General features: G+C 64.3%; 11 protein-coding genes. 8 read left to right on the top strand and 3 right to left on the bottom strand.

Annotated elements, in window-relative coordinates; all coding sequences use genetic code 11:
• The first annotated feature begins 399 nt into the window (after positions 1–399).
• The 4 genes from ACERNI_RS14950 (at position 400) to ACERNI_RS14935 (ending at position 7,027) form a co-directional block, all read left to right on the top strand.
• Entirely contained in the window at positions 400–2,883 is a 2,484-nt protein-coding gene (locus tag ACERNI_RS14950) for a glycogen/starch/alpha-glucan phosphorylase (RefSeq protein ID WP_448834053.1), read from the top strand.
• A gap of 49 nt (positions 2,884–2,932) precedes the next feature.
• The gene (gene glgX / locus ACERNI_RS14945) at positions 2,933–4,861 is read left to right on the top strand and encodes a glycogen debranching protein GlgX (RefSeq protein ID WP_448834052.1); all 1,929 of its coding nucleotides are present in this window, start codon (positions 2,933–2,935) and stop codon (positions 4,859–4,861) included.
• A gap of 426 nt (positions 4,862–5,287) precedes the next feature.
• Positions 5,288–6,496 carry an ABC transporter substrate-binding protein gene (locus ACERNI_RS14940; RefSeq protein WP_448834051.1) on the top strand — a complete coding sequence of 403 codons (1,209 nt, stop codon included), beginning with the start codon at positions 5,288–5,290 and terminating at the stop codon, positions 6,494–6,496.
• Between the two features lie 324 nt (positions 6,497–6,820).
• A complete protein-coding gene (locus tag ACERNI_RS14935) occupies positions 6,821–7,027 on the top strand; it encodes a hypothetical protein (protein WP_448834050.1) in 207 nt (68 codons plus the stop codon).
• Between the two features lie 440 nt (positions 7,028–7,467).
• Here the strand turns inward: ACERNI_RS14935 and ACERNI_RS14930 are convergent, their stop codons facing one another.
• Positions 7,468–7,806 carry a hypothetical protein gene (locus tag ACERNI_RS14930; protein WP_448834049.1) on the bottom strand — a complete coding sequence of 113 codons (339 nt, stop codon included), beginning with the start codon at positions 7,804–7,806 and terminating at the stop codon, positions 7,468–7,470.
• A gap of 503 nt (positions 7,807–8,309) precedes the next feature.
• Here ACERNI_RS14930 and ACERNI_RS14925 point away from each other — a divergent pair.
• Positions 8,310–8,735: a PaaI family thioesterase gene (locus tag ACERNI_RS14925; RefSeq protein WP_448834048.1), complete on the top strand. Its 426-nt coding sequence runs from the start codon at positions 8,310–8,312 to the stop codon at positions 8,733–8,735.
• A 28-nt stretch (positions 8,736–8,763) separates the two neighbouring features.
• On the opposite strand, the gene ACERNI_RS14920 is transcribed toward ACERNI_RS14925, so the two are convergent.
• Positions 8,764–9,981, bottom strand: coding sequence for an MFS transporter (locus ACERNI_RS14920; protein ID WP_448834047.1), 1,218 nt, complete (start codon positions 9,979–9,981; stop codon positions 8,764–8,766).
• 123 nt (positions 9,982–10,104) lie between these two features.
• Between ACERNI_RS14920 and ACERNI_RS14915 the strand changes: the two genes are divergently transcribed.
• Positions 10,105–10,896 carry an AraC family transcriptional regulator gene (locus ACERNI_RS14915; RefSeq protein ID WP_448834046.1) on the top strand — a complete coding sequence of 264 codons (792 nt, stop codon included), beginning with the start codon at positions 10,105–10,107 and terminating at the stop codon, positions 10,894–10,896.
• 75 nt (positions 10,897–10,971) lie between these two features.
• The gene (gene cls / locus ACERNI_RS14910; protein ID WP_448834045.1) at positions 10,972–12,432 is read left to right on the top strand and encodes a cardiolipin synthase; all 1,461 of its coding nucleotides are present in this window, start codon (positions 10,972–10,974) and stop codon (positions 12,430–12,432) included.
• 213 nt (positions 12,433–12,645) lie between these two features.
• On the opposite strand, the gene ACERNI_RS14905 is transcribed toward cls, so the two are convergent.
• Positions 12,646–13,440, bottom strand: coding sequence for a GntR family transcriptional regulator (locus tag ACERNI_RS14905; RefSeq protein ID WP_448834044.1), 795 nt, complete (start codon positions 13,438–13,440; stop codon positions 12,646–12,648).
• Between the two features lie 359 nt (positions 13,441–13,799).
• On the opposite strand from ACERNI_RS14905, the gene ACERNI_RS14900 reads away from it, so the two are divergent.
• A complete protein-coding gene (locus ACERNI_RS14900; protein WP_448834043.1) occupies positions 13,800–15,317 on the top strand; it encodes an acyl-CoA synthetase in 1,518 nt (505 codons plus the stop codon).
• Positions 15,318–15,319 lie beyond the last annotated feature (2 nt).

The following is a 15,319-nucleotide window of genomic DNA, read 5'->3' as shown; positions in this document are numbered from 1 at the left end:
AATTTTGGGCGCTGCGGCGCGCAAGAAACAGCCGTTTTTCGCGCCACAGCTCCACGCCGGCCAGCGGCGGGGCCGCGCCATATCCGTCTGATCTGCTCCAGTTCTCTTTGTTTTGAGCGAATTCTGATCGGAAAGCGCTCTAACTTCAGAAGCCTGGGTTTGTGCGGGCCAAAGCGGCGGCCGCGCCCTGTTTCCGGCGGCAACCGGAGATGAACGGATGGGGCCGCGTCAGAAGGCGCGGGTCTGCGCCCTTGTCAGAAACCCGTCGCGCCAGCCGTCCGCCATGGCAAGGCGGGACCGCAGCCTGTCACGCGCGCTTCACCGGGACATGCCATACGGCTGCACCTTTTATGATCTTGCTGCGCCCACGGCCTTACAGGATCGTAACAGGCCAACCACATGACCCAGGGTTTTCCATTGACCGCTCCCGCTCGTGAACCCTTAGCGCCATCAACGCCCGACGACCAGATCGCGCGCATCAAAGCGCAGGTGGTGCGCAAACTGTCCTATTCACTTGGCAAAAGCCCGGATGTCGCCCAGGCGCATGACTGGTTGACAGCGGCCATTCTTGCCGCGCGCGAGCACGTTATTGACGTTTGGCACCGCTCTACCCGGGAAAGCTATGCGACTGGCAGAAAGCGGGTCTATTACCTGTCGCTGGAATTCCTGATTGGCCGTTCGCTCTCGGATACGCTGAACAACCTTGGCCTGACAGGCCCGATGGCCGATGCTCTCGAAGAGCTTGGCGTTGATCTGGCCATGCTCGAAACGATGGAGCCGGACGCGGCGCTTGGCAATGGCGGTCTCGGCCGGCTCGCCGCGTGCTACATGGAGGCCATGGCGTCGGTGGGCGTCGCGGCCCTGGGCTATGGCATCCGCTACGATCACGGCCTGTTCAAGCAGCGGATCGACGGCGGCAAGCAGGTGGAAACGCCCGAAGACTGGCTGTCGTTCCGCAACCCCTGGGAGTTTGAGCGCCGCGAAAGCGCCTACAAGATTGGCTTCGGCGGCGCGCTGACACCCGCCAGTGAACCCGGGCAGGCGCCCTGGGCGCCGGGGGAGACGATTTTCGCCGTGGCCTACGATACGCCGGTGGTGGGCTGGAAGGGGCGGGACGTCAGCACCCTCCGGCTCTGGCGGGCCCGGGCCATGCACCCGCTGTCGCTCGACGCCTTCAACCAGGGAGATCTGGCCGGCGCGGTGGCGGAGCGCAATCGCGCCGAGGCGATCTCGAAGGTGCTGTACCCGAACGATTCAACGCCTGTGGGCCAGGAGTTGCGCCTGCGGCAGGAGTACTTCTTCACCTCCGCCTCGCTTCAGGATCTGGTCCGGCGGCACCTGCGCCAGTACGGCGGGCTCGATAACCTCGCCGACAAGGCGGCCATCCAGCTCAACGACACCCATCCGTCGCTCGCGGTGGCCGAACTGATGCGGCTGCTGGTCGATGAGCACGGCTTCGAATGGGAGCGCGCCTGGGAAGTCACCACGGCGACGATCTCCTACACCAACCATACGCTGCTGCCGGAGGCGCTGGAAACCTGGCCCGTGGCGCTGATGGAGCGGCTGCTGCCGCGCCACATGCAGATCATCTTCCGCATCAACGCCCGCTTCCTCGACCGGGTGCGGCGCGCCAGCCCTGAGACGGACCTTGCGACGCTGTCGCTGATCGACGAGCACCACGGCCGGCGCGTGCGCATGGCTCACCTTGCATTCGTTGGCTCCCACAAGGTCAACGGCGTCTCGGCGCTGCACTCAAACCTGATGAAGGAGACGGTGTTCGCGCCGCTGAACAGCGTCTTCCCAGACCGCATCACCAACGTCACCAACGGCATCACCCCCCGGCGCTGGCTGCTCAACGCCAACCCGGGCCTGACGGAATTGCTCAGGGAAACCTGCGGCGAGCGCGTCACGGATGATATCGGCCTCATCCGCCAGTTCGGCGCGCGGGCGGGCGATCCCGCCGTGCATGATCGCCTGGCCGCCATCCGGCGGGAAAACAAGCTGAAGCTGGCGAAGATCATTCGCCGGGATTGCGGCGTTTCTGTCGATCCCGACGCCCTGTTCGACGTGCAGATCAAGCGTATTCACGAATACAAGCGCCAGCTGCTGAATATTCTTGAAACCATCGCGCTTTACGACGCCATCCGCTCCGAGCCCTATCGCGAGTGGGCCCCGCGCGTGAAGATTTTCGCGGGCAAGGCCGCGTCCAGCTACGCCACCGCCAAGTCGATCATCAATCTGATTAACGACGTCGCCGCCGTGGTGAACAACGACATCACCACCCGCGACAGGCTGAAGGTTGTTTTCCTGCCGAACTACAATGTCAGCCTCGCGGAGGCGATCATTCCGGCCGCCGATCTGTCCGAACAGATTTCGACGGCGGGCATGGAGGCCTCGGGCACCGGCAACATGAAATTCGCCCTCAATGGCGCCGTCACCATCGGCACGCTGGACGGCGCCAACATCGAGATCGGCGAGCGGGTGGGCGAAGACAACATCATGATCTTCGGCATGACTGCGGACCAGGTGGAAGCGGCGCGGCGCAACCCGCGCTCCAGCGCCGATATTATCCGCGACTCGGCGCAACTGGAGGGCGTGCTCGACGCCGTGGCCGGCGGCTCCTATTCGCCAGGCGAGCCGGACCGCTACGCCGGACTTGTCGAGGGCCTCACCGCCAATGACTGGTTCATGGTGCTGAACGACTTTGAGAGCTACCGCCTCACGCAGCGGCGGGTCGACACCCTGTGGGCGGATCAAAGCCGGTGGTGGCGCATGTCAGTGAACAATACCGCGCATTGCGCCTGGTTCAGCGCCGACCGCGCCATTCGCGAATATGCGGCGCGCATCTGGAACCTGCCCACGTCGGCGCCTGGACAAGGCTGAGGCGTTGGCCCCGCCCTTCAGGATCCGGGCCTGCCCGCGCCCGGCGCTGATGGGCCCTTCCCTGGTGGAGGGCGGCGTCTGCTTCGCGGTTTTCTCCCGCCATGGCGCGCGCGTGCTCGTCAGCGTCTTTGATGAGGCGGGCGAGGCCGAACTGGCGCAATTCGCCCTGCCATGCCGGGAGGGCGACATTCACTTTGGCCTGCTGGAAGGCGCCGGCGCCGGATTGCGCTATGGCCTGCGCGTGGAAGGGCCGTGGCAGCCCGAACGCGGCCACCGCTTCGACCCGGCCAAGCTGCTCGTTGATCCATACGCCACGCTGATCGACCGGCCGTTCCGCTGGGACCCGGAGCTGGCCCGCCATGGCGCGGATACCGCGGCGCTGGCGCCGCGCGGCGTGGTCCAGCCCCAGCTGGAGGAATGTGAAGCGCCGGCCCCGGCGGCTCCGTCGTTCATTTATGAACTTGCCGTGCGCTCCTTCACCATGCGGCGCCCGGACACGCCGCCGGCATTGCGCGGTACGCTCGCGGCCCTGCGCGATCCCCCTGTTATCGCTTATCTGACGGCGCTGGGGGTCAGCCATGTGGAATTGATGCCCGTTGGGGCGTGGATGGATGAGCGGCATCTGGCGCCGCACGGCCTGACAAATGCCTGGGGCTACAATCCGGTCAATTTTCTGGCGCTGGACCCGCGACTGGCGCCGGGCGGCCCGGCCGATCTGGCGGCGCTCTGCGGGGCCATGGCGCGCGCCGGCATTGGCGTGATCCTCGACATTGTCCTCAATCACACCGCCGAAAGCGACGAATTCGGCGCCACCATCAGCCTGCGCGGTCTCGACAACGCGGTTTACTACCGCCATGCCGCCGATGATCCCGGCCGCCTCGTCAACGACACCGGCTGCGGCAACACCCTGGCGCTTGACCGCGCCCCTGTGGTGCGGTTGGCGATGGATGCGCTGCGGCATTGGCGGCGCCTCGGCGTCAGCGGCTTTCGTTTCGACCTTGGCGTGGTGCTGGGACGCACGGAGACGGGTTTTTCGCCCGATGCGCCGCTATTCGCCGCCTTGCTGCAGGATCCCGCGCTTTCCCGGGCCATCCTGATCGCCGAGCCGTGGGATATCGGCCCTGGCGGCTACCAGCCTGGCCAGTTTCCGGCGCCATTCGCCGAATGGAACGGCCGGTTTCGCGATGACGCGCGACGTTTCTGGCGCGGCGACGGTGGCGCCGCCGGCGCGCTGGCGACGCGGCTTGCCGGCTCATCCGATCTGTTCGCCGGCGCCCATCGCGGACCGCAGGCCGGCGTCAGCTTTCTCGCCGCCCATGACGGCTTTACCCTGGCTGATCTCGTTTCCCATGAACGCAAGCACAACGAAGCCAATGGCGAGGAAAACCGGGACGGCGACAACGCGAACCATAGCTGGAACTGCGGCGTCGAGGGCCCCACGCGCGACCCTGTGATCGCCGCCGCGCGCCGCCGCGATGTCAGCGCCCTGCTGGCGACATTGTTCCTTGCCCGCGGCGCGCCCATGCTGACCGCCGGCGACGAGTTTGGGCGGACCCAGCATGGCAACAACAATGCCTACGCCCAGGATAACCCGGACTTCTGGCTGGATTGGCAGGGGGCCGACATGGAGCGCGTCGCCCTGGTCGCGTCGCTCGCCGCGTTGCGCCGGCAACACCCGCTGCTGTGCGCCAACACTTTCCTGACCGGCAAGGGCGATCCGCCTGACGCCCTGTGGCTGAAGCCGGACGGCGCGCCGGTCGCCAGCCATGAATGGAGCGGGCTTGATGCTTTTTGCCTGCTGCTCAACGGCCCGGACGAAAGCCTGCTGATCGCCGTTAACCGCAGCCGGGTTGGGATGATGCTGACGCATCCTCCCGGCCAATGGGAGCGGCTGTTTTCATCCTGCGGTGACTGCGCGGACCCGCTCCCCGCCCGCGGCGTGGTTTTATGGCGACGGGCCCGGCATGGCGGCGGCTGACGCTATGGATCAGAAAATGCGCCAGCTTTCACTGGTTTGCGCGAATTCTGATCCAACAGCCGTTTCCGTTTGGTAGAAAACGCTCTCGCCGCGCCTGGGAGGAGCCTCCGGAAATCAGGCGGCAGCCGTCGCCTCGGGGCGGCGCCCTCCGAACTGGCCCAATACCACGGCCTGAGGCCCTGGGTCCGGGGATCTCTCCTGTCTCAACCGCGCCTTGCAGGCGGGTGGCGTTCTGCGATCGCCACGCCCCACGCAGACAATCCTGATGTGAAAACCGGCGTGATTGATGGTTGGGTTCAGGCTGCGTTCAGTTGACGTTATCAAGCGTTAGATTTAAATTAATATTTAATAACATATGGGATGCGCTGCACGGAATGATCTGCGGTTAGCAGGCGCGTTGCAGCGAATGGGTCTCGGGAGGACACCATGGACAGACGGCAGTTTTTGAAGGTCAGCGCCATGGGCGCTGGCGTGGGCCTGTTTTTGCGCGGCGCGCCGGCAATGGCCGGGGACAAAAAATATGATGTCGGCGCCAGCGACACAGAAATTCGCATTGGGCAGACTGTTCCGTTCAGCGGGCCGGCCTCTTACGTCGGCGTTGGTTCGCGGGTTCAGCTCGCCTATTTCGACCGGCTCAACAAGCAGGGCGGCATCAATGGTCGCAAGATCAGCCTGATCTCCCTTGATGATGCCTATAGCCCTGCAAAAACCGTTGAAGCCACGCGCAAGCTGGTGGAAAGCGAGCAGGTGCTCGCGATGTTTGGCTCAACCGGCACCGGCTGCCAGACTGCCGTGCAAAAGTACCTTAATGGCCGGAAGGTTCCCCAGCTCCTGATTGGCTCCGGCGCCGCGCGCTTCAACAATCCCAAAGAGTTCCCGTGGACCACTCCGGGATCGCCGCTTTATGCGACCGAGGCCCGGGTGCTGGCGCGCTATCTCATGCGCACGGCCCCCAATGCGAAGATCGCCATGCTCTATCAGATGGACGATCTGGGACGCGAATTTGCCAACGCCATTCGCGATGAGCTGGGTGAAAAAGCGAAAACCATGATGGTGGCCGAGGCAACCTATGAGGTTGCCGATCCCACGGTTGACTCGCAGATCCTGAAGCTGGCCAGTTCAAACGCGGATATTTTCCTCAACTTTACGGTCGGGAAATTCGTCGCCCAGTCCTTGCGCAAGGCGCATGAGGCCGGCTGGAAGCCGAAGCAGTATCTCATGGGGCTTTCTTCCACGATTTCGCTGCTAAAGCCCGCTGGCGAGGGCGCCAGGGATGTCATGGGCATCAGGGTGGCGCGCAACGTCTCCAGCCCCCGCTGGCAGGACGACGCCGCCGTCAAGGATTATTACAGCCTGCTCGACGCCGCCCTTCCAAACCTCGACCGGGCCGACAACGTCGGGTTTGCCGGATACGGCATGGCCAATCTGCTCCATCAGGTGCTGGCGCGCTGCGGCGATAATCTCACGCGGGAAAACCTGCTCAAGGTGGCGACCAATCTGAACGGCATGACCACGCCGCTCTATTTGCCAGGCATCCAGCTGACGACAACGCCCCAGGACTACACGCCGATCAAGAACTTCGAACTCTCCCGGTTTGAGAATGGCGACTGGACGGCGGTTGAACGTCTGACCTGACGCCTGTGGCGCCGTATGGCGGCGGGGAATATCCCTGGCGTCGCCACGTCCGGGGCGGGGCTTTTGCCCCGGACGGTTGATTGCGAGCTTTGTCAGAAGCCCATTTTTCTTTTTCATCGCCTGGTCAATCCAGATGCGGGCATAGATCGGCCCTGGCCGGTTGGCGCCCGCGCGCAGTTCGCCGCCGTAGTTCTTGACCCATGGCCACCACGCCGTCTCCAGGGCCCGGTACATCGAGGCGCTCGCCTGTTGGCCAGGCAGGAGGCCGGTGCGCAACGTGGTCGTCGGAGTGCTGTGCGGGGTCAAGGTGAAGAAGCCAGGGGTATGGGTTTTCACCAGGGCGGTGGCGAGGAAAGCGCCGTACTCCAGTGGCTGGATTTCAAGCTTGACGTCGACCTGCGCGAGGTAGACGGCCACAAGCGGCAGCAACTCCATGTGGTCCAGATTGCAGGTGCAGACCTGGACTTTGAAACTGAAGCCTTTGGGGCAACTGCCTCCACCAGGAGCTTCTTCGCCCTCTGGGGTGTGTAGACATATAGTTCGCGGATACTTTCCGGCATCTTGTCCAGGTTTCGTAATATCCGGTGTAGTCAGGATGCTGGGGGCAGGCGAACATTTCGGCGTGTCCACCATAACAGGATCGACAATTTCCTGCTGGTTGACGGCCATATTGAGCGCTCGGCGCACGCGCACGTCATCAAAAGGCTTTGGGAATGCGCACTTTGCCACGTAACTCTCTGGCCCGTTCAAATGCTTTCGCCCAGGTGAGCCCCCATGCAGTTGCAAGGGTTCCGCGATCTGCGGGCCGACGGTGAGCGCCGGGTTCAGCGATGACATAGGCTCAAGGAAGATCATGGCGATCCGGTTGCCGCGGATGCTGCGAATGCTGGCTTCCGACGCCTCCAGCATCACGGTGCGCATCATGCGCATGGTATTGGTCGAGAGGGACATGCCAAGGATGAGGGCTGGCGTCAGCATATGCGCCAGATTTCCCAAGGGGCCTGGGTAAAGGGGACGTAGATCAGCGAGGGCGCCCATCCCCACCAGATCGCGGGGAGGGCCAAGACCATGGCGCCGGCCCAGAACGAGGGCGCCGCCAGCATCACGATCGACAGGGAGCGCATGAGATTGTCGCCGGTCGCGTCCTGTCGCAGGGCGAAAAAACACCGACCGGCGCTGATGTCGTTCTGCGACAGCATCATGTCGATGACGTCGCCGGGGATCATCCGCACCGTCGCAAATACGATCAGGCTGGCGAAGATGAGGGTGGGAATGAGCGCCAGCAGGCGACGAAGCGTATAGGCCCACATGGCTTATCCACCGCAGCAGGCCGGACAACATGGAGAATATTTGGACGATCCCGCAAGGAAATGACGGTATTTTACGTGGTCCGTTCCGAATGGTGCGGTGACTTGAGAGCATCGCTGCCGGTCCATCCATGCCATTGGCGCCGGGTCTCCCTGAGAGTCGTCAATTCGCCATGTTTTATGGGTGGGCATTCAGGGGCAGCTTGTGTCTGGCCAGTAAATTGGCGGGTCCCGGGGAGCGTTTGGGCGAAGCTCGGGAAGGGCCCCGGCGGCCGGCGCGACCTGGGCAATCACCCCGGACGCTTGCTCCGGCGTCTGGTCCAGATTCCGGACCAGACAACCCGCCTGCAATTGCCGACAGTGGCGTCGTCTTCGATCCGGCGGCTCGGGGCCGCCGGACTGGCGTTATGGCCCGTACCGCGTGTTGGCGGCTTTTCGCCTGGTTTCGTTGCGCTGTTCTGACGATATTGCCGGCGCGACGGGCGCTGGCGCAGCAGAGGTGATCCATGAGCATCAAGGTCCCCGCCACACTGGAAGAATGGAATGCTGCGGGCGCAGATTATCTGCCTGGCCTTCTCGGCATGCGCTTTATCAAGGTGGAGCTGGATGAAGTGGTTGCCGCGCTGGACGTGCGCCGCGCCCTTGGCGCATGGAATGGCTACCTCCATGCCGGTACAGTGACCTCGCTCGCAGACACCTGCTGTGGTTATGGCACCGTCAGGGGCCTGCCCGAGGGCGCCAGCGGCTTCACCACGGTGGAACTGAAGAGCAACCTCATCGGCACCGCGCGCTCAGGCGTCGTTGTTTGCTCCGCGCGTCCGGTTCACAAGGGCCGCACCACGCAGGTGTGGGACGCCGAGGTGCGGCGCGAGGAGGACAACGCGGTCATCGCGCTGTTCCGGAACACGCAGATGATCCTGTGGCCGAAGTAACCGCGTCCCTGGGCGGCGGGCCGGATAACTATGCCGGTCCGTTCGCGGCGATGCGCGCGCCTGGCAGGAACATCGCCAGCATGCCGATCGCGGGAAGGACCGAGCAGGCGTCAAAAACGAACGCGATGCCTTTCCAGTCCGCCAGGCCCCCCAGCAAGGCCGCGCCAATGCCGCCAATTCCAAAGATGAAGCCAAAGAACATGCCGGACACCATGCCGACGCGGCCAGGCATCAGTTCCTGCCCATAAACCACAATGGCCGGGAACGCGGAGGCCATGATGAAACCGATGATGGCGCTCAGGATCGCCGTTGGCAGCAGGCCGACATGGGGCAGAATGAGCGTGAATGGAAGCACGCCAAGGATTGAAACCCAGATGACGGGTTTCCTGCCGAGCCTGTCGCCAATGGGCCCGCCCGCAATGGTTCCCGCCGCAACAGCGGCAAAGAAGATGAACTGGTAGATTTGGGCGTCCTGGGTCTGGAGATGAAATTTTTCCATCAGATAAAAGATGTAATAGCTCGTAAAGCTGGCGAGATAGATATACTTGGAGAACAGCAGGGCGATCAGGATCGTCATTGCCCAGAAAACCTGGCGGCCTGACAGGGAAGGGTGACGCATGATCGCCGCGCCCGCGGGCCGGCGTTCGGCGTGGCCATTGGCTTTGTACCAGCGGCCAAGCCCGGTCAGGACAATGATCCCGGCCAGCGCCGCCAGCGCGAACCAGGCAAGGCCGTGCTGTCCGCGCGGCAGGACGATGAAAGCCACGGCCAGCGGGCCAAGCGCCGTGCCGAAATTGCCCCCAACCTGAAACAGCGATTGCGCCAGCCCATGCGAGCCGCCCGAGGCCAGGCGCGCGATCCGGGACGATTCCGGGTGGAAAATCGACGAGCCCAGGCCAAGCAGCACGCCGCCTGCCAGCAACATTCCGTAATTGCGCGCAAACGCCAGCATCAGCAGCCCAAGCATCGAAGCGCCCATGCCGAAGGGCAGCGAATATGGCATCGGCCTGCGGTCGGTATAGTGGCCAATGAATGGCTGAAACAGCGACGCGGTCATCTGGTAGACAAGCGTCAGAATGCCAACCTGCGCAAATGTGAGCGCGAAGTTGCCCTGCAAAATCGGATAGGCTGCAGGCAGCAGGGCCTGCAACATGTCATTCAGGAGGTGACAGAAGCTGGCGGCCCACAAAACGGGGAACGCCGTTCTGGATTTGGCTGTATGCGGCGATATGGCTTCAGCAGACACGTCTTGTTTCCCGGCCTGGTCGATGACTTCCAAACCCTCATTGGAAATGGGGCGCCACTGCTATAGAAACCATGGTGGCGGCCTGCCACCGATGTCGGGCAATTCAACTACGGGAGTGGGCCATTGGCGCGGGACATTCATATCGATCATGTCGAGCATGTGTCGCGCCCGATCCTTGCCATCGGCACGGAGTATCCCGATGGCCACCGGATCGATCCGCACCGGCACCGGCGCGGCCAGCTCATTTCCAGCTCTTCCGGCGTGCTCGTGCTGACCACCCCGGAGGGGACGTGGGTGATGCCGCCGCAGCGCGGCATGTGGATTCCGCCCGCCACCGAACACAGGGTGAGCATGATCGGTCCGGTGTGCGTGCAGAGCCTCTATCTGGAGCCGGACGCGGCCCGGGGGATGCCGGAAACCTGCCAGGTGGTCGGCATAACGCCCTTCATGCGCAGCCTGATGACCGAGGCGCTGAATCTGCCGCTTGAGTACGAGGAAGGCGGCCGTTCGGGGGCGCTGATGACCTTGATCTGGCACGAAATGCAGCAGCTTCAGGCCCTGCCGCTTTCCCTGCAATATCCGACCACCGGCGCGCTGGCCGCCAGGTGCCGCAAGTTCATCCAGAAACCGCGCATTCACGAAACCATTGATGACTGGCGCCTGGATCTGGGAATGAGCCGCCGCACCTTTACCCGCTGCTTCAAGCGCGAGACGGGTCTCAGTTTCATGGCGTGGCGGCAGCAGGCGTGCCTGTTGTTTGCGGTGCCGCGCCTGGCGGCGGGCGAGCGGGTCACGACAGTCGCGATTGACCTGGGGTATGAGAACCCGGCGGCCTTCACGCTCATGTTCAGGCGCGCTTTTGGCCACGCGCCGCTTGCCTATCTTGGGCTAAGGGATATCCGCCGGGAAGCCTGAGTTCGGGCCCGGCGCCACGCGGGCCAGGGCGGGGCCGGCAGACGGCGCATTGTTGATCGCAGGGGTTATCCGGGAATGCGGACTTTATTCGATCTGTCGCTCTTCATCCTGCACATCCTCACGGCAGCCCGCGCGATCACCCGCCCCAACCGGGAGCCCGCGGCCCGCGTCGCCTGGGTTGCGGTCATCATGTTTCTCCCGCTGCTGGGCGTGGTTGCCTATCTGTTTCTCGGGGAGACCAGCATCGGGCGCGAGCGCCTGCGCCGGCTGAGGGCGGCGGAAGACCGGACGGCCAGGCCTGAAGAAGCCGCCTTTGCGCCAGAGTTTGCGGATCCGGAGGCGCGCAGCCAGTTCGCCCTGTGCCGTTCGATCGACGGATTGGCGCCGGTGGCTGGAAACCGGATTACGCTCCTTGGAGACCCGGACGCATCCAGCAGCCAGCCAGAACGGGATTCAGACAGCGCAATCGACGCGCTGGCGCGGGATATCGCGCAGGCCGCGGATCACATTCACATCAGCTTCTACATCTGGCTTGACGATCACAATGGCGGCAGGGTCGCCGACGCCGTGGCGGACGCGGCGCGACGCGGCGTGCGCTGCCGGGTGATCGCCGATGCCCTGGGCTCGCGCGCCTTCATCCGGGGGCCCCGCTGGCGACAGCTTCGTGACGCGGGCGTGAGCGTCGTGGCGACGATGAACGACATCCCGCGTCTCGGGCATCTGGCCGTCGGCCGGGTCGATCTGCGCAATCACCGCAAGCTTGTCGTGATCGATAACCGCATCGCCTATTGCGGCAGCCAGAACTGTGCGGATCCCGCATTTCGCATCAAGGCGAAATACGCGCCCTGGATCGATATCTTCCTGCGTTGCGAGGGGCCGGTCGTGCGCCAGGCGCAATTCCTGTTCCTGTGCGCCTGGATAGCTGAAACTGGCGAGGCGCTGGAAGGGCTCGCGGTCGCCGGCCCGGCGCCCGCGCGCTTTGAATCCGGCTGCGTGGCGCAGATGTACGGAACCGGACCAACCACCCAGGGCAACGTCATGTCGGCGTCGTTCGTCGGCGCCATATACGCCGCCCACAGGGAGCTCATTGTTACAACGCCCTATTTTGTGCCGGACGAAGCCGTACTGCGCGCATTGTGCGCGGCCCCCCGGCGCGGCGTCGACACGACGCTGATCTTGCCCGCGCGCAACGATTCCTGGCTCGTGGCCAGCTCCAGCCGCAGCTGTTACGCCGATCTGCTGTCCAGTGGCGTCAAAATTTACGAGTATCCGCTGGGCTTGCTGCACGCCAAATCAATCACGATCGACGGCAGGATCGCGCTGGTTGGCTCCGCCAACATGGACCGGCGCAGCATGCAGCTTAACTTCGAGAACAATCTGCTGGCCGCCGATGCGGACCTCGTCGCTTCCATCCGGTTGCGTCAGCAGGGCTATATGGGCGTTTCACAGCAGGTGACGCCCGGCGCCGTGAAAAACTGGCCATTTCGCACGCGTCTGGTGCAGAACGCGGTGAGCATGCTCGGGCCGGTGCTCTGAATGGGGCGCGCGCAGGATTCCGTCATGCCACACCCCGCCATGCCAGGCCCCGCCATGCGAGGTCCTGCCATGCGAGGTCCTGCAAACAGGGAGCGGGCTCGCGCCAGGGCAGGCGGCCCGGCAACCGAACGACGGCTGTCGCGTGGATGACCGCCGCAGCGATGGCGTCCATCCCGGAATTCGCGCGGGTTGCCCCGGGGCCTCCGGAGATCGTCAAATGTCGGGTTGTCTTTGCGCCGTTGGCAGCAGGCCGCCGACGGGGTGCGGGCCGCCGCGCTCCAGCGCGAACCTGTCGCCGCGATAGAGAAACGAGCCGGCGAATACGACCCTGTCTGACTGATCGAACCACCATGCCCGCATGTGGATCAGGACGGTTCCCAGTGAGCATGCCAGGTGTGCGGCGGTTTCCCGATCAGCATACGCAATCATGAAAACCTGGCGGTCCCGCACGACGGTCGCCCGCTCATATCTGCGAAACAGCACCGAGATCCTGTCAACTTCATCCGCGCCCGAAGGAAACAGGGCGTAAGTGTCGCTATCTATATAGATTTCCATCAGTGCGAACGGCGCGCCATCGGCAAAGTGCACCTTGTCGATGCGCGTGTAGGCAGCGGCTGCCGTCGTCGCTTCGAGACTGTCGGGCAGAACAGTCGGGCTGATGCGGCGCAAGATCCGGATTTCGGGATTGGCGAGCGCCTCAAGCGCCGGGCCGCCGGTGGCCGGGTCGAGCATATGGGCCGCGCCCGTTACAAAGGTGCCCCGCCCGCGCGTGCTTTCCACCAGGCCCTCATGCGCGAGCAGGCGCAGGGCCTGACGCACTGTGATCGCCGCGACCCCATAGGTTTCCCCGAGTTCGGCGATGGTCGGCAGGCGCGCGCCCACGCCCCATGCGCCTGAGACGATCTGCTGGCGAAACACCCGCGACAGCCGGATGTAGAGCGCAATCCGGTCATTGTCGTTCTGTGGGCCGGGCGCTCCCGACGCCCTGTCGATGCCCCGGGCAGCCATCGTGGTCTCCTGCTTGCGCCGGTATCCATCGCATGGATGCCGGCAGGAACAAAGCGCAGCCGTCCGCATGGATCGGACAGGAATACTCCCGCGCGGCGTGGGTGGCGCCTGGCAGGTCCGGCTTTTCCATTCGACGGCCGTTTGTGGCCGTTTCCGCCCAATCTGAAGCGGATACTGCGTCTCTCCGCCCTGTTTCGGGCGAATTTTGCCCGATCCGCAGCTCGCTCCAGCCGGAAAGCGCGCCAATCCGCTTGACAGACATTAGTGCTATTTTTAGCATTTTTCCAGACGCGCACATCCGGCCGGCGCAAGACCGGCGGCGCGGAATGGGTCAACATTGTTCAACTGGGGGGAGAAACATGCCGGATATCGGGCTCGGAAACTGGATCCTGCAGCGCGCGCTGCGCACGCCGGAGCGCAAGGCGCTGGTCTTCGAGGGGCAGACCTGGACCTACGCTGAACTGATGCGGGATATCGACCTGCAGGCCGGGCGGCTGGCGGCGCTGGGCGTCGGCAAGGGCGACCGGGTCGCGTTCCTTGGCCTCAACCAGCCGAATTTCCTGATCACCATGTTCGCGGCGGCCCGGTTGGGCGCCATTTTCACGCCGCTGAATTTCCGGCTCAGCGCCGCCGAACTGGCTTTCATCATCAATGACGCCGCCGCCGCCGTGGTGATCGCCGATGCGGCGCACCGCCCCATTCTCGACAGCGTGCGCGGCGAGCTTGCCAGCGTCCGGCATTTCCTGACCGATGGCGGCGGCGATGGCTGGCTGGCGCTGGAGCAGCCTGCCACGCCGCTGGCCGCCGCCACGCCCGTGACTGGCGATGATCCGGCCGTGATCATGTACACCTCGGGCACCACGGGGCGGCCGAAGGGCGCGATCCTGACCCACGGCAATCTGTGGTGGAACAATATCAACGCCATCTACAATCTGGATGTCCTGCAGGATGACATCACGCTGGTCGCCGCGCCGCTGTTTCATATTGGCGGCCTGAACGTCACCACGCTCATCACCCTCCAGAAGGGTGGAACAGTGGTTCTGTTCAGGACTTTCGATCCGGTCGAGGCCCTGCGGGCAATGGGTGAATTCCGCATCACGACCATGTTTGGCGTGCCGGCGATGTTCCAGTTCATGGCCCAGCATCCCGACTTTGGCGCCGCCGACCTGTCCTCCGTCCGCATGCTGGTCTGCGGCGGCGCCCCATGCCCGCTGCCACTGCTTGAAACCTACGCCAGGCGCGGCGTCTCGGTGCAGCAGGGTTACGGCCTGACGGAAACCGCGCCCATGGTGACATTCCTTGCGCCGGAATTCGCCAACACCAGGCTGGGTTCATCCGGGCGCACGCCGATGTTCACCGAGGTCAGGCTGGTCGATGGCGAGGGGCGGGTCCTCACGGAGCCAGGCGCGCGCGGCGAGGTGCAGGTGCGCGGCCCGAACGTCACGCCTGGATACTGGAATCTGCCGGAGGCCAGCGCGGCGGCGTTCGACGCGGGGGGCTGGTTCCGCACGGGCGACGTGGCGTGGGCCGATGAAGAAGGGTTCCTCTACATCTGCGACCGCGTGAAGGACATGATCATCAGCGGCGGCGAGAATATTTACCCCGCAGAGGTGGAAAGCGTGCTGTTCCGCCATCCGTCCATCACCGACGTCGCCGTGATCGGCTTGCCTGATCCCAAATGGGGCGAATCCGTCGCCGCGATTGTCGTGCTGGCTCCGGGGGCCTCGCTGGATCTGGAGGAACTGCGGGAATTCGCCGGCAACGAACTCGCCCGGTACAAATTGCCCCGCCACCTGGAAGTGACCGAAGCGCTGCCGCGCAACGCCACGGGCAAGATCCTGAAGGTTGAACTGCGCAAACAGTACAGGGGCGCGTGACC

It is taken from the genome of Camelimonas sp. ID_303_24 (assembly GCF_053543495.1).
Note: the sequence above shows the minus strand (reverse complement) of the source record. Positions and strands in the feature narration are given on the sequence as shown.